21 protein-coding genes and 1 pseudogene are annotated in these 21883 nt (G+C 64.6%); 7 read left to right on the top strand and 15 right to left on the bottom strand.

All coding sequences use genetic code 11. The features are described 5' to 3' along the window. Window positions 1-9: 9 nt before the first annotated feature. The 4 genes from FOM02_RS03335 to FOM02_RS03320 form a co-directional block, all read right to left on the bottom strand. Window positions 10-276: a hypothetical protein gene (locus tag FOM02_RS03335; protein ID WP_027564153.1), complete on the bottom strand. Its 267-nt coding sequence runs from the start codon at window positions 274-276 to the stop codon at window positions 10-12. Then, window positions 227-1963, bottom strand: coding sequence for a YbaL family putative K(+) efflux transporter (gene ybaL / locus FOM02_RS03330; RefSeq protein ID WP_027564152.1), 1737 nt, complete (start codon window positions 1961-1963; stop codon window positions 227-229). The genes FOM02_RS03335 and ybaL overlap by 50 nt, the downstream gene beginning before the upstream one ends. A gap of 84 nt (window positions 1964-2047) precedes the next feature. Next, entirely contained in the window at window positions 2048-2380 is a 333-nt protein-coding gene (locus tag FOM02_RS03325) for a PRC-barrel domain-containing protein (RefSeq protein ID WP_027564151.1), read from the bottom strand. Window positions 2381-2440: 60 nt separating this feature from the next. Further along, complete coding sequence (locus FOM02_RS03320; protein WP_027564150.1) at window positions 2441-3226, bottom strand: IclR family transcriptional regulator domain-containing protein; 786 nt, start codon at window positions 3224-3226, stop codon at window positions 2441-2443. Between the two features lie 128 nt (window positions 3227-3354). On the opposite strand from FOM02_RS03320, the gene FOM02_RS03315 reads away from it, so the two are divergent. Both FOM02_RS03315 and FOM02_RS03310 read left to right on the top strand, forming a co-directional pair. Then, entirely contained in the window at window positions 3355-4713 is a 1359-nt protein-coding gene (locus tag FOM02_RS03315) for an aromatic ring-hydroxylating dioxygenase subunit alpha (RefSeq protein WP_027564149.1), read from the top strand. A 130-nt stretch (window positions 4714-4843) separates the two neighbouring features. Further along, window positions 4844-6280: a glutamine synthetase family protein gene (locus tag FOM02_RS03310; RefSeq protein WP_027564148.1), complete on the top strand. Its 1437-nt coding sequence runs from the start codon at window positions 4844-4846 to the stop codon at window positions 6278-6280. A 9-nt stretch (window positions 6281-6289) separates the two neighbouring features. Here FOM02_RS03310 and FOM02_RS03305 read toward each other — a convergent pair whose 3' ends face one another. After that, complete coding sequence (locus FOM02_RS03305) at window positions 6290-7735, bottom strand: MFS transporter (protein WP_084334951.1); 1446 nt, start codon at window positions 7733-7735, stop codon at window positions 6290-6292. Window positions 7736-7738: 3 nt separating this feature from the next. Beyond that, window positions 7739-8215, bottom strand: a complete 477-nt coding sequence (locus tag FOM02_RS03300) for a MarR family winged helix-turn-helix transcriptional regulator (protein WP_027564147.1) — start codon at window positions 8213-8215, stop codon at window positions 7739-7741. Window positions 8216-8598: 383 nt separating this feature from the next. On the opposite strand from FOM02_RS03300, the gene FOM02_RS03295 reads away from it, so the two are divergent. Next, the gene (locus FOM02_RS03295) at window positions 8599-8955 is read left to right on the top strand and encodes a hypothetical protein (protein WP_027564146.1); all 357 of its coding nucleotides are present in this window, start codon (window positions 8599-8601) and stop codon (window positions 8953-8955) included. A 4-nt stretch (window positions 8956-8959) separates the two neighbouring features. Here FOM02_RS03295 and FOM02_RS03290 read toward each other — a convergent pair whose 3' ends face one another. The 9 genes and pseudogenes from FOM02_RS03290 to FOM02_RS03250 form a co-directional block, all read right to left on the bottom strand. Then, window positions 8960-11251: a TonB-dependent siderophore receptor gene (locus FOM02_RS03290; protein ID WP_027564145.1), complete on the bottom strand. Its 2292-nt coding sequence runs from the start codon at window positions 11249-11251 to the stop codon at window positions 8960-8962. 104 nt (window positions 11252-11355) lie between these two features. Further along, on the bottom strand, window positions 11356-12231 hold the full coding sequence (locus FOM02_RS03285) for a helix-turn-helix transcriptional regulator (protein WP_027564144.1): 876 nt from the start codon (window positions 12229-12231) through the stop codon (window positions 11356-11358). A gap of 139 nt (window positions 12232-12370) precedes the next feature. Continuing rightward, entirely contained in the window at window positions 12371-13084 is a 714-nt protein-coding gene (locus FOM02_RS03280) for an ABC transporter ATP-binding protein (protein ID WP_027564143.1), read from the bottom strand. Continuing rightward, window positions 13077-13844, bottom strand: a complete 768-nt coding sequence (locus tag FOM02_RS03275) for an ABC transporter ATP-binding protein (RefSeq protein WP_027564142.1) — start codon at window positions 13842-13844, stop codon at window positions 13077-13079. Before FOM02_RS03275 ends, FOM02_RS03280 begins: the two co-directional genes overlap by 8 nt. Continuing rightward, complete coding sequence (locus FOM02_RS03270) at window positions 13837-14781, bottom strand: branched-chain amino acid ABC transporter permease (RefSeq protein ID WP_027564141.1); 945 nt, start codon at window positions 14779-14781, stop codon at window positions 13837-13839. Before FOM02_RS03270 ends, FOM02_RS03275 begins: the two co-directional genes overlap by 8 nt. Further along, window positions 14778-15694 (bottom strand): annotated as a pseudogene (locus FOM02_RS03265) (branched-chain amino acid ABC transporter permease). The gene FOM02_RS03270 and the pseudogene FOM02_RS03265 overlap by 4 nt, the downstream one beginning before the upstream one ends. 490 nt (window positions 15695-16184) lie before the next feature. Beyond that, a complete protein-coding gene (locus tag FOM02_RS03260; protein WP_027564139.1) occupies window positions 16185-16403 on the bottom strand; it encodes a hypothetical protein in 219 nt (72 codons plus the stop codon). A 1-nt stretch (window position 16404) separates the two neighbouring features. Next, on the bottom strand, window positions 16405-17064 hold the full coding sequence (locus tag FOM02_RS03255) for an acyl-homoserine-lactone synthase (protein ID WP_027564138.1): 660 nt from the start codon (window positions 17062-17064) through the stop codon (window positions 16405-16407). Between the two features lie 88 nt (window positions 17065-17152). Further along, window positions 17153-17881 (bottom strand): LuxR family transcriptional regulator, encoded by a 729-nt coding sequence (locus FOM02_RS03250; protein WP_027564137.1) that lies wholly within the window; start codon window positions 17879-17881, stop codon window positions 17153-17155. A 167-nt stretch (window positions 17882-18048) separates the two neighbouring features. Here FOM02_RS03250 and FOM02_RS03245 point away from each other — a divergent pair, with 167 nt between their 5' ends. From FOM02_RS03245 to FOM02_RS03230, 4 genes are all read left to right on the top strand, one after another. Beyond that, complete coding sequence (locus tag FOM02_RS03245) at window positions 18049-18225, top strand: hypothetical protein (RefSeq protein ID WP_035730623.1); 177 nt, start codon at window positions 18049-18051, stop codon at window positions 18223-18225. Between the two features lie 387 nt (window positions 18226-18612). After that, window positions 18613-19551 carry a LysR family transcriptional regulator gene (locus FOM02_RS03240; RefSeq protein WP_265442290.1) on the top strand — a complete coding sequence of 313 codons (939 nt, stop codon included), beginning with the start codon at window positions 18613-18615 and terminating at the stop codon, window positions 19549-19551. 143 nt (window positions 19552-19694) lie between these two features. After that, a complete protein-coding gene (locus FOM02_RS03235) occupies window positions 19695-20573 on the top strand; it encodes a shikimate dehydrogenase (protein ID WP_027564135.1) in 879 nt (292 codons plus the stop codon). Window positions 20574-20628: 55 nt separating this feature from the next. Further along, window positions 20629-21759, top strand: a complete 1131-nt coding sequence (locus tag FOM02_RS03230) for an ABC transporter substrate-binding protein (protein ID WP_027564134.1) — start codon at window positions 20629-20631, stop codon at window positions 21757-21759. Window positions 21760-21883 lie beyond the last annotated feature (124 nt).

Raw genomic sequence — 21883 nt, 5'->3', positions numbered from 1 at the left:
CAGGGCGGGTTAGCCGAAGGCGTAACCCACCCCACGCATCCGATCATTGCACGCGTCAAACACCGACCGATCGAACGCCTCGGCCGCAAAGCCCGCGACATAGATCAGTGCCAGGATCGCCGCCGAGATCGCCATCGTCTCCGCGTGCCCAACCGCCCACCGCAACAGCCGCTGCAGCAGGGTCGGCGGCGGAAAGCGGTAGGTGCGTCCATCAGGCGTAATCAGGTCATACGACCGAACCTGCCGCGAGCGCGCGGGAATCTTGCTGGGCAGCATCCGGAACTCTCCTTTCCAGCTCCTCGATCATGCCGCGCGCGATTTCCCGCTCGCCCATGATGACGACATCTGCCCCCAGCCCCTTCAAATGATCGACCTCGGCATCCGCATGCGCCCGCGCGATGATGCGGATATCCGGATTGGCCGCCCGCGCCTGCTGCACGATCTGCCCCGCCTCGAACGCCTCGGGGATCGCAATCACCAGATGCCGCGCCCGTGACGGATTGGTGGCGTCGAGGATTTCCGGCTGCGCGGCGTTGCCCGTAACCGTCTCGATGCCGCCCTGCTTCAGCTTCTCGAGCGCGCTCTCTCCGACCTCGGCGACGAGGAAAGGCAATCGCCGCTGCTTCAGGGCATCGCCGACCAGCGCGCCGACGCGGCCATAGCCGATCACGATCGTATGGTCGGTGAGATCGGTGGTGCGGATCGGCTCGGGCACGGCGGCCGCGGCTTGTGGCGTATCCCGCCTGGGATCGAGGCGCGGCGCGAGCCAGGTGGCGGCCGCGAACATCAACGGGTTGAACATGATGGAAAGGATCGCGCCGGCCATGATCAAATCGCGGCCTTCACGCGGCAGGATCTGCGAGACGACGCCGAGCTCGGCCAGGATGAAGGAGAACTCGCCGATCTGCGACAGGCTCGCCGAGATCGTCAGGGCGGTTGCGGCCGGATGCCGGAATATGACCACGATCAGGAACGCGGCGAGCGATTTTCCGAGCATGATGATCGCGAGCGTCGCCAGCAGCGGCCAGGGCTCGCGGACCACGCTCATCGGATCGAACATCATGCCGACCGAGACGAAGAACAGCACGGCAAAGGCATCGCGCAGCGGCAGCGATTCCTGCGCGGCCCGCGCGCTGAGCGGCGATTCCCGCAGCATCATGCCGGCGAAGAAGGCGCCCAGCGCCAGCGACACGTCGAACAGCTTGGTCGCCCCGAAGGCGATGCATAGCGCGATCGCCAGCACGGCGAGGCGGAACAGTTCGCGCGAGCCGGTGTGCGCGATGTAATGCAGGATCCAGGGGATCACCCGGCGTCCCACCACCAGCATCAAGCCGATGAACACGACGATCTTGAGGAGCGTCAGCATCACGATGCCGGCGAGCCCGAGGCCAGCCTGCGCGGCCAGCGGCTCGAACGCCGGCTTGCCGTCGGCGCCGCCCTGAAGGCTCGCGATCGCCGGAAACAGCACCAGCACGAGCACCATCGCGAGGTCTTCGACGATGAGCCAGCCGACGGCGATGCGGCCGCGGTCGGTCTCCATCAGGCGCCGCTCCTGCAGCGCGCGAAGCAGGACGACGGTGCTCGCGACCGACAGGGCGAGACCGAACACGAGACCGGCACTGACGCTCCAGCCCATCAGCAGCGACAGGCCAAGCCCCATTATTGTCGCGACCGCGATCTGCACCACGGCGCCGGGCACCGCGATGTTGCGGACGCTGAGCAGATCCTGCAGCGAGAAATGCAGGCCGACGCCGAACATCAGCAGGATGATACCGAGCTCCGAAAGCTCGGTCGCGAGCGCCTGGTCGGCGACGAAGCCGGGCGTGAACGGGCCTACCGCGACACCCGCAAGGAGATATCCGACCAGCGGCGGAATACGGAACCGCTGCGCGAGAGTTCCAAGTACGAAGGCTAATCCAAGCCCAACGACGATGGTGGCGATGAGAGGTGTGTCATGCGGCATTTTTGCCTTTTGACACAGCAAGCACGTTGGCGCACCGTGACCTGTGCGCGCGGGTCAACGCGCGACGCTTGCCCCATCGGGCCGTCAGATCGACCAATAGTTCGGATGCTGGTACGGCCGCGAGCGGTCGCCCCAGTCGAATTCATCGCCATCGACTTCGCAGGGGCCGCTGCTCAATTGCTCCGACGTCAGATCGACCTGAAAGGCCTGACGTCCCGGATCATATTTCAGCGCGCTCCACTGCACGGGATAATGGTGGTGCGTACCGAGCAGCCTGCCGGTCTTGATCACGGCGTAGGCGACCGTTCCACTTACCTTCTCGAGCATCAATCGTTCGATCGTGCCGAGCTTCGTGCCGTCGCAACCATAGACGGCGACGTGCTCGACGCGGTCACTGGGAACCATGGTGTGTTGCATGGCGTGCTCCCTGATCTTGCGTGGAACGCATTATAGCACAGGCGGCAGGGATTAGGTGGGCTACAGCAATTGCGACCGCACCGCCTCCGCGCCTTCGCGCAGCAGCGGCAGGAAACGGTCGATCAATTCCTGCGCCGGCACGCGATCGACATGGGCGCCCATGTTGATGGCGGCGACGATCACGCCGTCGTAGCGACGCACCGGCACCGAGATCGAGCGGAAATGCGGCTCGGCCTCGCGGTCGACCAGCGAATAGCCCTGCTCGTGATCGGCGGCGATGCGCGCCAGCAGCGCCTTGGTATCGGTCACCGTCTGCGGTGTCAGCGCTTCGCGCTTCATCGCCTTCAGGCGCGCGGCGAGATCGGCATCGTCGAGCTGGCCGAGCATGGCGCGGCCGACCGAGGTGCAGAAGGCCGGCAGGCGGTAGCCGATTTCGAGGCCGCCCGAGAACATCCGCGCCGGGCTGCTGCGCGCGATGAACACGACCTCGTCGCCATCGAGCACAGCGAGCGAGGAGATTTCGTTGGCCGCAGTCGCGACACGGTCGAGCACGGGCTGGAGCACGGAGACGAGCTGGTTGGATCGCAAATAGGACGCCGCGAGTGTCAGCACATGCGGCGTCAGCGAGAACAGTTTTCCATCACCGGAGACGTAGCCGCCGCGCTGGAGCGTGAACAGCATGCGCCGCGCGGTCGCACGCGGCAGATCGGCGGCACGGGCGAGATCGCTCAGCGTCATCGGACCGGTCGTCATGCCGAAGCACTGGAGCAGGCGCAGGCCGCGATCGAGGGCTTCGACGAAATCCGTCGCGCGCTCCTCGCTATCGCTTCGCTTGAGCTTGGGCATCGCCGGGACAATCCTGCAAAATAGTGCTTGCTGCTGATCCAAGGCATGTCATAATTCGCCCATTCGTTCAATAGACGAACAAAACGTCTCTCCAGAAAAGCGCTTTCCAGAAAAAGGACGCGACCGCCATGATGAGCCAGGAGCAGAACGACCTGATCACCCGCACCGGGCCGAAAGACCCATGCGGCAAGCTGATGCGGAGCTACTGGCAGCCGGCGGCGCTGGTCGACGAACTCGAGGGCGAGCGGCCGATCCGTCCGGTCAAACTGCTCGGCGAAAACCTGGTGCTGTTTCGCGACGAGACGGGACGTTACGGCCTGATCGACCGCCATTGCGCGCATCGCGGCGCCGACCTCGCTTTCGGGCGGCTGGAGCATGGCGGCCTGCGCTGCGCCTTCCATGGCTGGCTGTTCGATGCCACCGGCCAGTGCATCGAGACGCCGGCCGAGCCGAAGGACTCAAAGCTCTGCCAGAACATCCGCCAGCGCTCCTATCCTGTGGTGGAGAAGAGCGGCATCCTCTGGGCCTATCTCGGCGAAGGCGAGCCGCCGGCATTTCCGGAGATCGACTGCTTCGTTGCACCTGACACGCACACCTTCGCGTTCAAGGGCCACATGGCCTGCAACTGGCTGCAGGCACTCGAGGTCGGCATCGATCCCGCGCACGCCTCCTATCTGCACCGCTTCTTCGAGGACGAGGACACCTCCACCGCCTATGGCAAGCAGTTCCGCGGCGCGTCCGCCGGCAGCGACCTGCCGATGACGAAGATCCTGCGCGAATACGATCGCCCGATCATCAATGTCGAGCACACCGAATACGGCCTGCGCCTGATCGCGCTGCGCGAGATCGACGAGGAGCGCACCCATGTGCGCGTCACCAACCAGCTCTTCCCGCACGGCTTCGTCATCCCCATGAGCACGGAGATGACGATCACGCAGTGGCACGTGCCGGTCGACGACGAGAACTGCTACTGGTACGCGATCTTCACGAGCTATTCGAACCCGGTCGACAAGCAGAAGATGCGCGACCAGCGGCTAGAGCTCTATGAGCTGCCCGACTACAAATCGCGCAAGAACAAAGCCAACGATTACGGCTTCGATCCGCATGAGCAGCAGACCGCGACCTATACCGGCATGGGCACCGACATCAACGTCCACGATCAGTGGGCGGTGGAATCGATGGGCGCGATCCAGGACCGCACCAAGGAGCATCTTGGGCAATCCGACAAGGCGATCGTGCAATATCGCCGCCTGCTGCGGCAGGAGATCGAGAAGGTCTCAGGCAGCGAGAAGCCGATGCTGTTCCTGGACGAGGCCAGCGCGCGCAGCATCCAGGGCCCGGCGACCATGGATGGCATCGGCCCAACGCGCGGCTGGGAGACTTACTGGATGGAAGTCGACGTCAAGCGCCGCCGCGGCGCGCCGTGGACAGCGCCGGTGCCGAAGGAGATCGCTGACAACGTGCACCGGCTGACGGCGGCGGAGTGACGACTTTGCCCGGCTCTCGTAGGGTGGGCAAAGGCGCAACGCGCCGTGCCCACGATTCTTCCGTTGCGACGATAGACGCGGTGGGCACGCTTCGCTTTGCCCACCCTACGGCAGTTGAGGGAGTGGTGAAGTGACTTTCGTCGTGCGTCATGGGCTGTGGTCGGATGAGCAGAAGGACGCAGCCCAGCGCATGCGTCGTCTCGTCGAGGAAAAGAACCTCGAGGTCATCCGCCTCGCCTTCCCCGACCAGCACGGCATCCTGCGCGGCAAGACCATCATCGCCACTGAAGCGATTGCCTCGTTGGAGAGCGGCTGCTCCATCACCACCACCATGCTCGCCAAGGACACCTCGCACCGCACGGTGTTTCCGGTGTTCACGGCAGGCGGCGGCTTCGGCATGAAGGAGATGGAAGGCGCGGCGGACGTGCTGATGGTCGCCGACCCCACCACGTTTCGCGTGCTGCCGTGGGCGCCGGCGACGGGCTGGGTGCTGTGCGACCTGTATTTTGGCGATGGCCGCCCGGTGCCGTTCGCGACGCGCAACCTTTACCGGCGCGTGCTCGATGAGCTCGGCGCGCGCGGCCACGATTTTGTCGCAGGCCTCGAGGTCGAATTCCACATCTTCAAGCTCGACGATCCGCATATGCGCGCGGAAGACGCCGGACAGCCGGGCACGCCGCCCTCGGTGAGCCTGCTCAGCCACGGCTATCAATATCTCACCGAGCAGCGGTTCGATCAGATGGAGCCGGTGCTGGAGATCTTGCGCCGCGACATCGTCGCGCTCGGGCTGCCCTTGCGCTCCGTCGAGGTCGAGTTCGGCCCCAGCCAGTGCGAGTTCACCTTCGCGCCGAGGAAGGGCCTGGAGCCCGCCGACAACATGGTGCTGTTTCGCAGCGCCGTGAAGCAGATTGCGCGTCGCCACGGCTACCACGCTACCTTCATGTGCCGCCCAAAACTGCCGAACGTGTTCGCGAGCGGCTGGCACCTACACCAGTCGATCGTCTCGCGCGCGACCGGCGAGAATCAGTTCATGGCGAAGGACGGTGCGGAGCCGCTCAGCGCGTTCGGCAAGTCCTACCTCGCCGGCCTGCTCGACCACGCCCGCGCCTCGACCGTGTTCACGACGCCGACCATCAACGGCTACAAGCGCTACCGCTCCTATTCGCTGGCACCGGATCGCGCGATCTGGGGCCGCGACAATCGCGGCGTGATGATCCGCGTGCTCGGCGGCGCCAATGATGCCGCGACGCGCCTGGAGAACCGCATCGGCGAGCCCGCCGCCAATCCCTATCTCTACATGGCCTCGCAGATTCTCTCGGGCCTCGACGGCGTCGACCGCAAGCTCGATCCCGGCCCCTCCGCTGATACGCCCTACGAAACCAAGGCGCCGCTGCTGCCGAAGTCGCTGCGCGATGCGGTCGGTGCGCTGAAGGACGATCCGTTCTTCCGCGAGAAGCTCGGGGCCGAGTTCGTCGACTACTACACCCACATCAAGAACGCCGAGATCGACCGCTTCCTCGCAGAGGTGACCGACTGGGAGCACCGCGAATATTTCGAGGTGTTTTGAGGCGCCCCGTCAGGGCGCCTTCGGCTTCTGCCTGAGGTAGAAGTAGGTTGGCACGAGGCCAAGGGCGACGATCGCGACCATCACCCACCATCCGCGCTGGAACGCCACGAGGCGCTCCGGCAACGATGAAGGTGAGCCGATGATGGCGACGAAGATCGCAACGCCGATCGCGAGCGAGGCCTGACGGATCATGTTGATCACGCCCGAGCCCGTCGCAAACGACGAGGGCGGCAGGCCCGCGGCGCTGACGCCCATCAAGGTCGGGAACGTCAAGCCGACGCCGATGCCGGTCGGAATCATGCCCAGGATCACGAAGGCCGGATGCGGCTCGGGGCCGATCAGGCTCGCCCAGGCGACCAGACCGGCAGCGAACACCACGATGCCGGCCGTGACGACGGGCGCAGCACCGAAGCGCGCGATCAATCGCCCGGCGAACAGCAGCGAGGTGATCGGCACCATCAGCGGCCCCGGCGCGATCGCAAGCCCGGTCTGCAACGCAGACCATCCCCACGCCGTCTGCTCCCACAGCGCGACCGACAGCAGCATGGCGCCGAAGGCGGCCGAGTACGGCGCCATCACCAGGGCCGCGCCAGTGAATTGGCGGATGCGAAACAGCGCCGGATCGACAAAGGGATTTTTCAGGCGAAGGCAACGCCAGACGAACAATACGAGCAGGATCGCGGCAGCCGCAAAGCTGTAGCCGATGGCCGGCGCGCGCAGGCCCCAGTCGCTGACCTTGACGATGGCGAAAGTCAGCGCGCCGATGCCGCCGGTCACCAGCACCGCATCGAAGAATTTGGGACGAGGCGCGTCATGGCCCTCGATCTCCGGCAGCTTCCACCAGCCGATCGCCATGGCCACGAGACCGATCGGCACGTTGACGAAGAAGATCCAGCGCCAATTGACGGCGACCAGCACGCCGCCGACGACCGGCCCGAGCGCGGCGGCAAGGCCGCCGATCGCCGTCCAGGTCCGCACCGCGCCGCCGCGCTTTTCCGGCGCAAACACCGCCAGCAGCAGACCGAGTGAGGTCGGCGTCATCAATGCGGCGCCCGCGGCCTGCACAATGCGAAACGCGGTCAGCATCTCTACATTGCTGGCGGCGGCGCAGGCGGCCGATGCCACCGTGAAGAGGCCGACGCCGAGCAGGAAGCTGAGATTTCTGCGATGACGCTCGGCCAGGCGGCCGAAGAACACCAGCAGCGCCGCATACGCGATGGCGTAGCCGTTCAGGACCCACGACATGTCGTCGAGGGAGGCACCCTTGAAATCCTGCCCGATGCTCGGGAGCGCGACGTTGACGATGAAGAGGTCGAGATTGGCAAGGCAGATGCCGACACAGACGATCGCCAGCACCGTGTTCGGCGACGTCGGCGGACGGGGAGGTTTGGGCCGCAGCGAGAGATCGTCAAGCGGCACGGCGCGAGCAAACGTCGCGCGTTCGATACTGTTCATGGATTATGCCTCTTCTTGCCGGTCGGCGATCAGCGACTGATCGCCGGCGATACCGGCGAGCACGTTCCGCAGCTCGGCAGCAGCCCGCTTGCCAAACCCGTTTTCGAATTTCTCCTGCGCCGCCAGCCAGAGCGGCCGCGCATCGGCAAGGCGCGAGCGCCCTGCCCGCGTCAGCTTCGCCAACCGGCTCCGGCGATCGGCCTCGTCACGCTCGAGCGTAACCAGGCCGTCGCGCTGCAGCGGCCGCAGGTTCTGGCCGATGGTCGACTGGTCCATCACCAGCGCTTCCGCGAGGTCGCCGATCGAGGGGGGAGCATCGCCGCGCCGATGGATCTCGGTCAGAAGGGCATACTGCGTCGAACGAAGGCCCGAAGGCTCCAGCGCGGCATCGTAGAACAGCGTCATGTGGCGCGATGCCTTGCGCAGGGCCAAGCAATTGCAGCGGTTTCGTTCGACAACAGGCAGATCTTGCTCAGCCATCTCGCCTCCAATAGCGGGATATCCCGATAAATTGGATAGATGGATATCCCGATATTATTCCGACGTCAACTGGGGCTGGGTTTTTCTGCGCTTGGCGGTTCACGCCTCACGCCCCTGTGAGACGACTTCGTCAACTTGTTCCGACGACATCACGCCGGTCGCGGACGAAGCCATTTTCCTCAAGGCGTGAAAACGGCCGGAAAGACACGAGGGCTATTGGTAGCTTTGATGATCAACACTGGAGTTCGATCATGTTCGGCCAATTGTTCAGCCTGATCTATCGCCTGTCCTGTCGGGCCACCCTGATCGAAATCGGGACGCACCGGCTGGCGCGGTAGCAAAGCGATTTGGGTAAGACCGACTGTCCGATAACGGGGATTGCCATGCGCAAGCTGATCCTGATCGCCGCAATGTCGGTGCTGGCAAGCCAAGCCTATGCGGGCGGATCGCGAAGTCTGAGCCTTGCCGCCACCAATGCGAGCCAGCAAGCGACCGAGCAGTCCGCGGCAGCGGTCTCACCGCAGACCTCTCAGGCGCCATCGCAGCCGGCAAATGCCCAGACAGCGACCACCGCGCCAACGTCCGCTCCGGCGGCCACGACGTCACCGGCCGCAACGGGTCCAGCTGCACAATCACCGGCGGCGGCGAGCACGACCGGAACCACCAAACCGAAGCGCCGCCAGCCTTCCGTCGAAACCCGCGTGGTGCGTGAGTTGCACCGCCACGGGATCTATTGGTGATCGCTCACCAGCGGTAGCCGAGCGTTGCGATGACGGTCAGCGGCGCGCCGCGGTAGCAATATCCGACCTGGCACGTGGTGTAGTGCAGATTGAACAGGTTCTTCGCGTTGACCTGGAACTGAAGTCCCTTCAGCTCCTTCGCCGCCTGGCCGAAATCATATTTCAGCGCCGCGTCGACCAGGGTCACCGAGCTGTTCTTGAACGTGTTGGCGTCGTCGCCATAGCTCCAGGACATGTAGCGCACACCAGTGCCGACGCTCAATCCCGCGAACGGGCCGGCCAGCGGCAGGGCGTAATTGCCCCAGAGCGTCACGGTATGCGGAGGATTGCCCGAGGGAAACTTGCCGACCAGCGAGCTGTCGCCGGCCTGCTTGGTCACCATGTCGAGATAGGTGTAGGACGAGGTGATGTCGAAGCCATTGCCGAGGCTCGCGAGCCCCTGCAATTCGAAGCCGCGGCTTTGAATCTCGCCGCGCTGGACCGTCACGCCCGTGCCGGTCGTGACCAGGCCGCCATCCTGGGTCAGGTCGAAGACCGCAGCCGTGATGAAGCTCCGCGTCCCCTGCGGCTGATACTTGACGCCGATCTCGGTCTGCTTGCCCGTGGTCGGCTTGAAGAAGGCGCCCGACGGATCGACGCCGAGATTGGGAAAGAACGACGTCGAATAGGCGACGTAGGGCGCAACTCCGGAATCGAACACATAGGTCAGCCCGGCTCGCCCGCTATAGGCCTGATCGGACTGCGTCTGATGGGTCAGCGCGAACAGATCCTCGCCCGTGGTGCGGACCCAGTCGCTGCGGCCGCTTAGTGTCAGGATCCAATGGTCGAGCTTGGCCTGGTCCTGGACGTAGACGCCGGATTGGGTCTGCCGCTGGGCTGTGGAGGACGAGATTACGGGATCGGGAATGGATTCCGGCGCATAGACCGGCGCGGCCAGATTGAGCGAGGAAACGCCGAAGCCGAAGCCCTGCATGTCGTTGAACGTCGACGCGGTGTAGTCGGTGCCGACCAGGAGGGTGTGCTGCACGGGGCCGGTGGAAAGCTTCGCCTCGACCTGGTTGTCGATGATGGCCGATTGCAGCGTGTCGTGGACGTAGCCGGTGTAGCGTGAGACCACGTCGCCCACGGGAGCGCCGAGAAAGCCCACGTAGCGGGTGACTGCATCGACATCGACGTAGCGGAATTTCTGACGAACGGTGACGGCGTTGTTGAACGCGTGCTCGAACAGATAGCCCACGCGTCCCTGCTCCTGGTCCAGCGAGTTGTAGGATGGACTGCCGGTGAAGATGTCGGTCGTCGTCCCTGTCCCCGTCGAGTAGGTGAACATGGATCCGGGCGTCTTCGATTTCTGGTAGGCGCCGAGAACCGTCAGGGTCGTCGATTGATCCGGCTTCCAGGTGACGGCGGGAGCGACATAGACACGATTGTCCTTGCCGCCGGGCACGAACACGTCGGCGTCGCGTACCACGCCGGTCAGCCGATAGGAAAATTGGCCGCCAGGATCGACCGGACCCGACAGATCGAAATTGCCCTGAACGCGATCACGGTCGCCGAACAGCGTCTGCACCTCGTGGAACGGTTGGCTGGTCGGCAGCTTGCTCTGCAGGTCGATCAATCCACCGGGCGAGCCGAGGCCATAGAGCGCCGAGCTCGGCCCGCGCACCACCGTGATGCTGTCGACGCCGTAAGGCTCGGTCTTGAACACGCCGAGACCGGCCCCGACGAGGCGTAAGCCGTCGAGATAGATGCCGTTGTAGGTGATGTCGAAGCCGCGGATCGAGATAGCGTCGAAGCGTGGATCGTAGCCGGCGGCATCGATGCGGACGCCCGGCTCATAGCCGACCGCTTCCGTCAGCGTCTGCACGGCGCGGTCGTTGAGCTCTTTGCGCGTCACGACCGAGATCGACTGTGGCGTCTCGAGCAATGGCGTGTTGGTCTTCGTGCCTGCGGAACTGCTGTTCGCCACATAGCTGTGCTCGCTCGACGCGTTGCCGCGACCGGCATCGCCCTCGCGCGTGTCCGGATTTCTGGCTGGGCCGGAGCCGGCATTGCGCTGTGCCGCGACGCGGCCGCGCTGCGATTGCGACGTGCGCTGTGAAGACTGGGCACGCGGACGCGGCTGGCTCGGTGTCTCCACCGTGACCGGCGGCAATGTCGCCGCCGTCTGACCCGAATTGGCCGTCGAGACCTGTGCGGCCGACGGGGCCGCGTGCAGGAGCATTCCCAGGCCGGCCGCTCCCAGACCAGTTCTCACCATCCATTCCCAGCCGAGCGTCTGGCCGTCGTTCCGCTTCATCGTCTTCCCCGAGCTCCGTGTTCGAACAACCGGGGAGTAACCAGATCGGGGCAGCCGCCGCCTTTGCGCGCGCGCAAATCACCTTTGATCGCGCGTGGAGGCTTTCAAGTCTGCTGACAGCGGCTCGGCGAATAGCCAAAGCGCCTGCGGAAGGCCGTCGCGAAATTTGCCGGATGGGCATAGCCAACCCGATAGGCCGCCTCGGTGACCGACAGACGCTGGCGAATCAGGAGGGCACGCGCGGCATCGAGCCGCTGGCCCCTCAGATAGTCGATTGCGCTGACGCCATAGGCCATCTGGAATTTCTGATTGAAGGACCGGCGGCTGAGCCCTGCGCTCCGCGCCAGCTCGTCGATGCTCCAGGGGTAGGCGAGATCGGCGTCCATCCGCTCCTTCACCGATTGCAACCGCATCCGCTGGAGGTCGGCCGCCGGATCGACCGCAATCCGGCCGCGCTCGCCGAACAAGGCGTGGACGACGATCTCGGCCGCATGCGCCGACCGCAGCAATTGCGCCGCGTTTCCGGCGACCGGCGGCGAGAACATCTCGGCTGCAACGGTCTGTATGCGCGCAGACGCCGTCAAAGCGACGGTGGCTGTATCCGACCCGTCGCTCGCGAACAGCGCTCGAAACTCGTCCCCGAGTCCAAGCTCGTCGATGGAGGCCCGGGGAAGCGCCAGGCCGATCGCAGGATGCTCGGCACAGTGCACCGAGCGTTCGACGGCGAGAGCTTCGCGTACGGCGATTGCCGTCATCTGCCTTTCACCGCCGGGCACGCGCGTCAGAATGCCGCGGCCAGCGCCGTCGTCGAACGTCACGGTGATGAACAGGCCGGGGGCCACGACCGCGCGCCCGTCAGGGTCGGCTCGAAACTCACCTTTGACGAACACACAGCCCGGAAAATTCAGCCATTGGGCTGCTGCGGAGCCGATGATGTCATCTTCAGGCCGTCCGACAATTTGATCGTAGAAGTCCTGCATTGCATCCGCTTACGCCGCGGACTTTGGCCGCTGGCGGCGACGCGCTCAAGACCTCTGCGTCCAGTTTGGAGAGCTTCTGGATTGTGCTCGACCTCTACGCCTGCGGCAGATCGGCGCGCGCTGCGGATCAGGAGACGCGTCAGATGCCCAGATATTTGTGCTGCAGATCCTGCTCGGCCATCAGCTCGTTTGACGTGCCGCTCCACACCGTCTTGCCGCGCTCGATGATGTAGTGGCGGTCGCAGATGCGGGCGAGGTGATCGACGTTCTTGTCGACGACCAGGATCGACTGCCCGCGGCTCTTGAGCAGCGACAGGCAGTTCCAGATCTCTTCGCGGATCAGCGGCGCAAGGCCCTCGGTCGCTTCATCGAGGATCAGCAGTTTGGGATTGGTCATCAGCGCGCGGCCGATCGCGAGCATCTGCTGCTCGCCGCCGGAGAGCTGGTTGCCCATGTTGGCAGCGCGCTCGGCAAGGCGCGGGAACATCACGTAGATGGCGGCAAGCGTCCAGGGATTGGGGCTATCGAAGCGATCGGCGGCGGCTGCGACCAGGTTTTCGCGCACGGTGAGGTTCGGGAAGATCTGGCGTCCCTCGGGGACGAGGCCGACGCCGAGTTTTGCGATCCGATACGACGGAAGCTGCCGCACTTCGGCGCCTGCAAATCGGATCGCGCCCGATCGCGCCGGCGTCAGGCCCATGATGGAACGGATGGTGGTGGTCTTGCCCATGCCGTTGCGGCCCATCAGCGAGACCATCTCGCCTGCTTTGACCGACAGCGACAGGCCGAACAGCACCTGGCTGAGGCCGTAGCAGGTCTCGATGCCGTCGACGTCGAGCAGGGTGTCAGCCATGGTGCGTCACCACATGCTGGTCGCCGAGATAGGCGCGCTTGACCTCGTCATTGGCGCGGATCGCGGCCGGATCGCCGGAGGCAATGACGCGGCCATAGACCAGCACCGAGATGCGATCGGCCAGCGCGAACACGGCCGGCATGTCGTGCTCGACCAGCACGATCGAAACCTCTTTGCGCAGCTCCTGGAGCAGTTTCACCATGCGTTGGGATTCGGTGACACCGAGACCCGCCATCGGCTCATCCAGCAGCAAAAGCTTTGGCTTGCTCGCCAGCGCGACGGCAAGCTCGAGCTCGCGCCGCTCGCCATGGCTGAGCTTGTTCACCACGACATCGGCGCGATGGCCGAGGCCGACGCGATCGAGCGCGGCGTGCGCGGCATCGCGCAGGCTCCTCTCCTTGCGCGCATTGGCGAAGAAGCGGAACGAGGTGCCGGCATGCGCCTGTGCCGCCAGCGCGACATTGTCGGCGGCGGTGAAGTCGAGCAGCAGCGAGGTGATCTGGAACGAGCGTGCAAGCCCCAGCGCGCAGCGGCGATAGGCCGGCAAGTAGGTGATATCGCGTCCCGCCAGCGAGACACTGCCGGAATGCGGTTCGAGATGCCCGGTGAGCTGGCTGATCAGCGTGGTCTTGCCGGCGCCGTTCGGGCCGATGATGGCGTGCAGCTCGCCGGCCGAAACGTCGAGCGAGACGTTGTCCGTCGCAGTGATGCCGCCGAAGCGGCGCACCAGCTTCTCGACGCGGAGCAAGGGTTCAGCCACGGCCCGCCCTCCCCAGCATGCCCATGATGCCGCCGCGGCCGAACAGCACGATCAGGAGCAGCAGCGGCCCCATGATCAGCGCCCAATATTCGGTGATCTGCGACAGGAATTCTTCTAGCAGCAAAAACACCACCGCGCCCATGACAGGACCGAACAGCGTGCCCATGCCCCCTAAGATCACCATCACCATGAGGTCGCCGGAGCGCGTCCAGTACATCACGGCCGGGCTGACGAAATCGGTGTTGTTGGCGAGCAGCGCGCCGGCGAGGCCGCACATGGTGCCCGATATGACGAAGCAGACCAGCTGGTAGCGCTTGGCCGGGAAGCCGATCGCCTGCATGCGCTGCTCGTTCGAGCGCAGGCCCTGCACCACGAGGCCGAAGCGCGAATTGACGATGCGCCAGATCAGGAAGATCACGGCGAACAAGCAGGCGAGACACAGATAATAGAACTGCGTGCGGTCCGACAGGTTGATCAGCCCGGAGAAGTCGCTGCGCTTGTAGACGGTGAGGCCGTCATCGCCGCCGTAGCGCGCGAGGCCCGAGGCGACGTAATAGGCCATCTGCGCAAAGGCGAGCGTGATCATGATGAAATAGACGCCGCGCGTGCGCAAGGAGAGCGCGCCGATCACGAGCGCGTAGATCGCGGACGCTGCCAGCGCGACCGGAAACTGGATGAAGCCGGAGCCCACGCCTTCCTGCGCCAGCATGCCGACCGCGTAGCCGCCGATACCGAGATAGGCGGCGTGGCCAAAGCTCATCATGCCGCCAAAGCCCATGATGAGGTTGAGGCTCGCGGCCGCCAGCGCCAGGATGACGATGCGGGTGAACAGGGTCAGGATGAAGATGTTGCCGGAGAGGTACGAATAGAGCGGCAGCAGCACGAGACCCGCCAGCATCAGGGCCGTGACGGCCTTGCTCACGCTCAAACCCTTCATCGACGGTTGGCCGGAAACAGCCCCTCCGGCCGCACCACCAGCACGATCGCCATCAGGAGATAGATCAGCATGGACGACAGCGCGGGGGCGGCAGTGGAGGCGGCGGCGCCGCTCAGCACCTGCCGCAGCAGATTGGGCAGGAAGGCGCGGCCGAGCGTATCTATCATGCCGACGAAGATCGCGGCGAGGAAGGCGCCGCGGATCGAGCCGATGCCGCCGATCACGATGATGACGAAGGCGAGGATCAAAATGTTCTCGCCCATGCCGATCTGCACAGTGAGGATCGGCGCCTGCATCAGCCCGGCAAGGCCGGCGAGCGCGGCACCCAGGCCGAACACCAGCGTGTAGAGCAGCTTGATGTTGATGCCGAGCGCCCCGATCATCTCGCGATTGGAGGCGCCGGCGCGAATGAGCATCCCGATGCGCGTGCGCATCACGCCGAGATAGAGCAGCAGCGCCACCAGCAGCGCCACGATGATGATGGCGAGTCGATAAGCGGGATAATGAATGCCGGGCAGGATCGGCACCGGCACGGTGAGCCAGGCCGGCAGCGGCAGCGCGAGGCCGCCGGCCCCCAGATCAGCCGCACCGCTTCATTGAAGAACAAGATCAGACCGAAGGTCGCGAGCACGTGGTCGAGATGATCGCGGCCGTAGAGATGCCGCAGCGCCGTCATCTCCAGCACGATGCCGAGCACGAGCGTCGCCCCTAACGCCATCAGCGCGCCGAGTAGGAAGCTGCCGGTCCACGCCGCGAAGGTCGCGGCGAAATACGCGCCCATCATGTAGAGCGAGCCGTGCGCGAGGTTGACGAGATCCATGATCCCGAACACCAGCGTCAGGCCGGCGGCGAGCAGGAACAGCAGCAGGCCGAACTGCAATCCGTTCAAGAACTGTTCGACGACCAGCAGCATCAAAACTCTTTCAGGCGCACGCGATATCGCGCCGATGTTCGAACACAGTCGCCATCAGTGAAAGAGCTCCCCCTGCCTCTTCAAGGCGGAAAAATGGGTAATGGCAGTATCGTTCCGAGGCAAGAGCGATTCGACACCAAACATGCACTTTGTTGCATGCCGATGCATGCGATCAAATGCTGCCTTGCAAGAAGGCTGCCGCGCAGGATGGGTCAACCTGCCGCAGGCTTACCGCGGACGAGAAGCGGGTTCTTCCCTGCGGTCCATCCTTCGAGACGCCCGCTTTGGCGGGCTCCTCAGGATAAGGACGGCGTGCGCGGCAACCATCTCAACGGGCACCGAGGCTGCCCAGCCTCATCCTTGGGAGCTTGCGAAGCAAGCGTCTCGAAGGACGAGGCGCGCGAAGACTGTCGCCGGAAACCATATGCGATCGCCCTCTCCCGTTGCCGGGGAGAGGGCGTGTGCTTCGTCGGAATGTAGGGCGATGCGCCTAGTGCGACGTCATCTGCTGGGGAAGATCGTCCGGTTCGGCGAGCACGCTGTTGGCCGTCGAAGCCTCCAGCGCCGCCATCCGGAACAGATAGGCGAGCGTCGCCAATCCGGAATCGTCCGCCATCTGCGCCAGCTCGAGCGCCATGTCCGACATGTAGCCGAGATTCTCGTCCTTGGTCTGCGCCACGATCTGGCTGTCCCGCATCATGTTCGACATCTCAGGCGCTCTTTCGTTGCGCGGCAGCGAGGCCGCAAAGGTTGGCACGGGCGATGCAGTCGATCCGCGGACCGTCCTGGCGCACGACATCCTTCATCCCGATCCGCTCGCGCACGACATCGAGCGATTCCTGGCGAACCTCGATGGTCGCCGCCATGGTCCAGGAATCCTCGATCAGCGCCGGTAATCCCAGCGGGGTGACGACGAAGCCGATGTCGTGGAAGCGCGGCAGCCACCACGTCTCCATGACGAGACAGAGCCGCTCGATCCCCTGATCGAGACAGAACTCCTGCGCCGCCGCCATCAATTGCAGATTGAGCGCGCCGTCGCGGCGCTCGCGCGACACGAAGAAGCGCGACCACTCCCAGACCAGCGCGTCCGCCGGGCATCCCCGCACCGCGGCCAGATGCGGGAACACCTCGCTCATCATGGTCGGCTTGGTAGTAGGGTACAGCCGATAGCCGCCGAGCACGCGGCGGTTCTCGAGCGACAGCAGGTAGATCGAATCGTCATTGTCGTAGGCGTCGATCTCGCGGCCGTCGGGTTTGCGCAGCGCCTCCCACTTCCGTTCCTCGACAAAAATCTCGTGGCGCAGCCTGAAATGCTGCTCGAGGACATCCTCGTAGAGGTGCCGGTTTGCGGCAGAGATCACATGAATCATCGACTCCCCCATGGCTTGAAATAATGGGGGAATCCTCATGGAAAACGCCGGGAGCGACTATTGGGAAATTTCCCAGTACGCGCCGATTTCAGGGCGTGATGATTCTTTGCCGGATCGCGAGCGCAACCGCGTGCGTGCGGTTGACGGCGCCAAGCTTGCGCGCGGCAGTTGCAAGATGCTCTTCGGCGGTGCGCTGCGTGATGTGCAGGATCTCGCCGATTTCCCAGGCCGACTTGCCCTGCGAGGCCCAGGCGAGCACCTCGCGCTCGCGCGGGGTGAGACGCGCTGACGGATGCGGCGCCGGCGCGAGCAGACGACGAATGTGGTCGAAGCCATACATCGCGATCAGGTGCAGCGCCGGCTTGCTGCGGGCGTTGAGATCGAGGTGGACGCCGCCGAGCGAGACGCCCGCTTCATAGCCGGTCAAGCCGTGGATCGGCACCACGAAACCCCGCGACATGCGGAAATCGGCCGCCCGCCGCATCACTTCCGCAGCACCCGGCTCGAACTCCGCATCGTAGGGGGCTTCCGACCATTCGAACGGATTCACTGTGTGCCGGCACTTGCGGATCACGGGATCGACGCGGTCGTAGCTCTTTTCCGTGTAGAGGCTGAACCACTCCGCCGGCCAGCGCTTGGCAAGCACCATCTGGGCGAAGCGCTGATCGGGATTGGGCAGACCGGTGACGATGATGTGCTCGAAACCATACCGGCTGAACGCGGTCGCAAGCGCGTCCATGGTGTCTGGAACCTTGGTATGGGCTCCCAGACCCTCGATGAAGTCGAGCGCTTCCCGGCCATAATCTACGGCGGACATCGGTGCGTTTCCTGACCCTCGACGTCCGCTATAGCACGTATTTGGGGGCTCCCTCAATTCGCCGCTCCCGTAGTTTTCCGGTGCCCACGCGCTCTGAACATTTAATCTACTTGTGGAAGAAGTGACGTCAAGATACACCTGCAAGCGTCTGAAGCGGGAAAACCACGATGGAAGACGAGGACATCGCCCTCAACAGCGTGCTCGGCCTGGAATTGAACCGCGTGTTTTTCGCCGTCCGTGAAACGGCAAACAAGCAGAAGATCATCGAGTTCGCGCGCGAGGTGCTGCAAAGCGAGCGCACCAAACCGGCAGACACCGCCTCGCCCGAAGGCCCGGCGAGCTAGTCCACGCAGTTGAAGCAACGACGCCGATGGAACAGATCGCGCGACGACGCCACCCTTCCATTTGAACGCGCAGATTTTAGTCGAAACACTCTGACCGCGAAGTTATCCCTCCTTCTCCCCTTGTGGGAGAAGGTGGCGCGAAGCGCCGGATGAGGGGCCTCTCTCCACGAATCCAAACCCGCATCTGAATGTTGCGGAGAAATACCCCCTCACGCGTCTCGCCGCTCCGCGGCGAGCCACCCTCTCCCACAAGAGGAGAGGGTAAGCGAGCGCAACGCGCCATCATCCACACCACCACACACTTGCCGCTGGATGACACCGCGGCTCTCGTGAGATGATCGCCGCCACGATCTCTTTCGGATGCCAATCCTCTCGGATGCCACGACCATGATGACGCAGCGCCAGGTGGAAGTGATCCGTGCCGTGATGGTGACGGGCACCATCGGCGGCGCGGCCAAGCTGCTCAACGTGTCGGCGCCGGGGATCAGCCGCCTCGTCAAATACACCGAGCGCTCGCTCGGCATTCGCTTCTTCCAGCGCCAGAACGGGCGCTACTTCCCGACGCCGGAAGCCGAGAATATTTTCGAGCAGATCAACGGCGTCTACAAGAAGGTCGACGATCTCTCCGAGATCATCTCCAAGATCGGCCGCGGCGGATTGTCGGAGCTGCGCATCGGCTCGGTGCCGAGCATCTCGCAGGTGATGGTGCCGCGCGCGATCGAGCGGGTCCGACGTCGCTATCCCGATCTCGGCATCGACATCAACATCCTCAAGCTCGAGGAAGCGATCGACTATCTCCTGCTCGGCCGCGGCGAGTGCGTGGCGATGAGCTACCGCCTGGAGCATTCCGGGCTCGACTTCATGCCGCTCGCCTCGGGCGAGCTCTACTGCATCGTGCCGCCCGGCCACGAGCTGGCCGGCCGCAAGCAGGTCTCCGCCGCCGAGATCACCCGCTATCCGCTGATCGGCATCGATCCCAACGACCCCTACGGCCGGATCATGGCCGAGATCTTCGCGCGCCACCGGCTCGACTACAACATCACCATCCGCGCGCGCTTCGGCACCACGGTCTGCGCGCTGGTGAAGGCGGGGCTCGGCATCGCCATCATCGACCAGTTCACCGTGGCCCATGGCGGCTATCCCGGCATCGAGCTGTTGAAGATCACCGAGCCGACGCGCTTCGATACCTATATCGCAGTCAAACGCGGCGCACCGCTGTCGCTCCATGTCGAATATTTCATCGAATCCCTGCGCGCCGAGATGCGCGCGGTCGAGCCGTCCCGCGGCAACGGCAAGACCGCCTCGGCACGCGGACGCAAGAAATAACATGATGTTAGGTTTGCTGGATAAATGGGTAATTGTGTTAGGCGGAGGAAAGGCTATCGTTACGGTTGGAAGCCCCTTGGAATTGCGCGGGTTTCCCCGCTAATGGCCGATACCGAACGCTCCCAACGAGACGATAGCGAACCATGTCAAAGCGCGGATACGCCGCCAGCAAGAAGCTCCTCACCGGCCTGATCGGCGCGCCGATCGCGCATTCCGCGTCCCCTGCGATGCATGAGCGCGCCGCCGAGGCGCTTGGGCTGCGCGGCCATTACCAGCTCATCGAGGTCGCCGGTGCGGACGCGACCGGCCTCAGCATGATGCTCGAGGGCGTGCGCCGGCTCGGCTTTGCCGGCGTCAACGTCACCTTTCCTTACAAGGAGGCCGTGGTGCCGCTGCTCGACGAATTGGCACCGGCTGCGGCGACCATGGCGGCGGTCAACACCGTCGTCGTTAGGGAGGGCCGACTGATCGGCCACAATACCGACACGACAGGCTTTGCGCGCGCCGTCAAACCGCTGCTGGCTCCTGCCGGAAATGCCGTGGCCGTCATCGGCACCGGCGGCGTCGGCAAGGCGATCGCCTTTGCGCTGGCAAGCCTGAAGGTTGCGGATCTCCGCATCTTCGACAGCGAGCCGGCGCGGGCCGAGAAACTCGCCGCGCTGCTGGCCAGGCATGGCGGCGCGCGGGTGGCCGGAAGTGTCGAGGAGGCGCTCGACGGTGCAACCGGCCTCGTCAACGGCACGCCGGTCGGCATGCTGCCGAACCGGGACACCCCGGTCGCGCCGGCGCTTTTGCGCGAAAACCTGTGGGTCGCCGACGCCGTCTATTCTCCGCTGATCACGCCGCTCCTTGCCGCAGCGCAAGAGAAGGGTGCGAAGATCATGACCGGCCGCGAGCTTGCGATCTACCAAGCCGCTGACGCATTCGAACTGTTCACAGGCCTTGCCCCCTCGACTGAAGTCATGGGAGAGGCTTTTGACGCCGTGATGGCCGCGCGCAGCGCCGCGTATCAGGCCGCTTGAAGCGAAGCGGCCGGACACAAGGCCGCTTGCAAAATTGAACCGGGAGGAGAGGACGATGAAATCAACGCTACTGGTGGGCGCGCTGCTCACCGCAATCACGACGGCGGGCGCCTTCGCCCAGGCGATCAAGCTCGCCGACGTCGCCGAACTCTCGGGCGGCGGCGCCACCGTCGGCACCAACTGGAAGAACGGCATCGACCTCGCCATCGAGGAGATCAACGCCAAGGGCGGCGTGCTCGGCCGCAAGCTCGAGGTCACCCACGCCGACTCGCAGTCCAACCCCGGCGTCGCCCGCGCCCAGGTGCAAAAAGCGCTCGATGCTGAACCCTACGTGCTGCTCGGGCCCGGCTATTCCGGCTCGGTCAAGGTCACCGCCCCGCTCGCGGCCGAAGCCGGCATCGCGCAGATCATGGGCGGCGAAGCCGCCGAGCTGACACAGGCCGGCAACAAGTTCCTGTTCCGCACCTCGTTCGGCCAGCAATCCTCGATGCCGAAGGTCGCCAAATACATCCACGACGAGATGAAGGCGAAGTCGGTCGCGGTGGTCTGGGTCAACAATGATTTTGGCCGCGGCGGCCGCGACGTCGTCGTCAAGGAGCTCGACCGGCTCGGCTCCAAGGTGGTCGCCGACCTCTCGACCGAAGCCGGCCAGGCCGACTTCGCCGCCGACGTCGGCAAGATCAAGGCGGCCAATCCCGACGCCGTCTTCGTCTATCTCAACGAGGAAGAGAGCGCGCGCATCCTCAAGGAGCTGAAGCGCCAGGGCGTCACCGCACCGCTGATGGGCGAGACCACGCTGATCGGCCAGAAGGTGATCGAGCTCGCGGGCGATGCTGCCAACGGCGCGCGCGGGCATGTCGGCCTCACCACCGACGCGCCGGTCGACCTGATCAAGGCGTTCCGCGAGAAGTTTTCGAAGAAGTACAATTACGTCCCCGATCATAACGGCCTGAAGGGCTATCTCGCCGTCTACATGGTGAAGGCCACCACCGAGAAGATGGGCAAGGTCGATTCCAAGGCGTTCGCCGACACGCTGCATGGATTGACGATCAAGGCCTCGGAGGAGCCCGGCATCCTGATGGACGTCACCTTCGATGCGAACGGCGACATCGATCGCCAGAGCTTTCTGGTCGAGGTGGTCGAAGGCAAGCAGGTCGTGAAGCAGGTGCTGCCGAAGGTGAAATGAGGCTCTTCGCCTCTCCCCGCGCCCATCTCGCCGAAGCTTTAGCGAAGGCGGATGCGGGGAGAGATCTCTGCTCTCCCTCTCCCCGCTCTTCGCGGGGCGAGGGTGGGGTGAGGGGTGCTTCCGC

Source organism: Bradyrhizobium sp. SEMIA (assembly GCF_014844175.1).
Lineage (GTDB): Bacteria > Pseudomonadota > Alphaproteobacteria > Rhizobiales > Xanthobacteraceae > Bradyrhizobium > Bradyrhizobium arachidis.
Note: the sequence above shows the minus strand (reverse complement) of the source record. Positions and strands in the feature narration are given on the sequence as shown.

Excerpts from the sequence above, each read along its gene's own strand:
- ybaL (WP_027564152.1), bottom strand. The coding sequence starts at position 1,963 with ATGCCGCATGACACACCTCTCATCGCCACCATCGTCGTTGGGCTTGGA.
- FOM02_RS03270 (WP_027564141.1), bottom strand. The coding sequence starts at position 14,781 with ATGAAGGGTTTGAGCGTGAGCAAGGCCGTCACGGCCCTGATGCTGGCG.
- FOM02_RS03290 (WP_027564145.1), bottom strand. The coding sequence starts at position 11,251 with ATGAAGCGGAACGACGGCCAGACGCTCGGCTGGGAATGGATGGTGAGA.
- FOM02_RS03250 (WP_027564137.1), bottom strand. The coding sequence starts at position 17,881 with ATGTCCGCCGTAGATTATGGCCGGGAAGCGCTCGACTTCATCGAGGGT.
- FOM02_RS03320 (WP_027564150.1), bottom strand. The coding sequence starts at position 3,226 with ATGCCCAAGCTCAAGCGAAGCGATAGCGAGGAGCGCGCGACGGATTTC.
- FOM02_RS03230 (WP_027564134.1), top strand. The coding sequence starts at position 20,629 with ATGAAATCAACGCTACTGGTGGGCGCGCTGCTCACCGCAATCACGACG.
- FOM02_RS03245 (WP_035730623.1), top strand. The coding sequence starts at position 18,049 with ATGGAAGACGAGGACATCGCCCTCAACAGCGTGCTCGGCCTGGAATTG.
- FOM02_RS03240 (WP_265442290.1), top strand. The coding sequence starts at position 18,613 with ATGATGACGCAGCGCCAGGTGGAAGTGATCCGTGCCGTGATGGTGACG.
- FOM02_RS03325 (WP_027564151.1), bottom strand. The coding sequence starts at position 2,380 with ATGCAACACACCATGGTTCCCAGTGACCGCGTCGAGCACGTCGCCGTC.
- FOM02_RS03295 (WP_027564146.1), top strand. The coding sequence starts at position 8,599 with ATGCGCAAGCTGATCCTGATCGCCGCAATGTCGGTGCTGGCAAGCCAA.
- FOM02_RS03335 (WP_027564153.1), bottom strand. The coding sequence starts at position 276 with ATGCTGCCCAGCAAGATTCCCGCGCGCTCGCGGCAGGTTCGGTCGTAT.
- FOM02_RS03315 (WP_027564149.1), top strand. The coding sequence starts at position 3,355 with ATGATGAGCCAGGAGCAGAACGACCTGATCACCCGCACCGGGCCGAAA.
- FOM02_RS03235 (WP_027564135.1), top strand. The coding sequence starts at position 19,695 with ATGTCAAAGCGCGGATACGCCGCCAGCAAGAAGCTCCTCACCGGCCTG.
- FOM02_RS03260 (WP_027564139.1), bottom strand. The coding sequence starts at position 16,403 with ATGTCGAACATGATGCGGGACAGCCAGATCGTGGCGCAGACCAAGGAC.
- FOM02_RS03285 (WP_027564144.1), bottom strand. The coding sequence starts at position 12,231 with ATGCAGGACTTCTACGATCAAATTGTCGGACGGCCTGAAGATGACATC.
- FOM02_RS03305 (WP_084334951.1), bottom strand. The coding sequence starts at position 7,735 with ATGAACAGTATCGAACGCGCGACGTTTGCTCGCGCCGTGCCGCTTGAC.
- FOM02_RS03300 (WP_027564147.1), bottom strand. The coding sequence starts at position 8,215 with ATGGCTGAGCAAGATCTGCCTGTTGTCGAACGAAACCGCTGCAATTGC.
- FOM02_RS03280 (WP_027564143.1), bottom strand. The coding sequence starts at position 13,084 with ATGGCTGACACCCTGCTCGACGTCGACGGCATCGAGACCTGCTACGGC.
- FOM02_RS03255 (WP_027564138.1), bottom strand. The coding sequence starts at position 17,064 with ATGATTCATGTGATCTCTGCCGCAAACCGGCACCTCTACGAGGATGTC.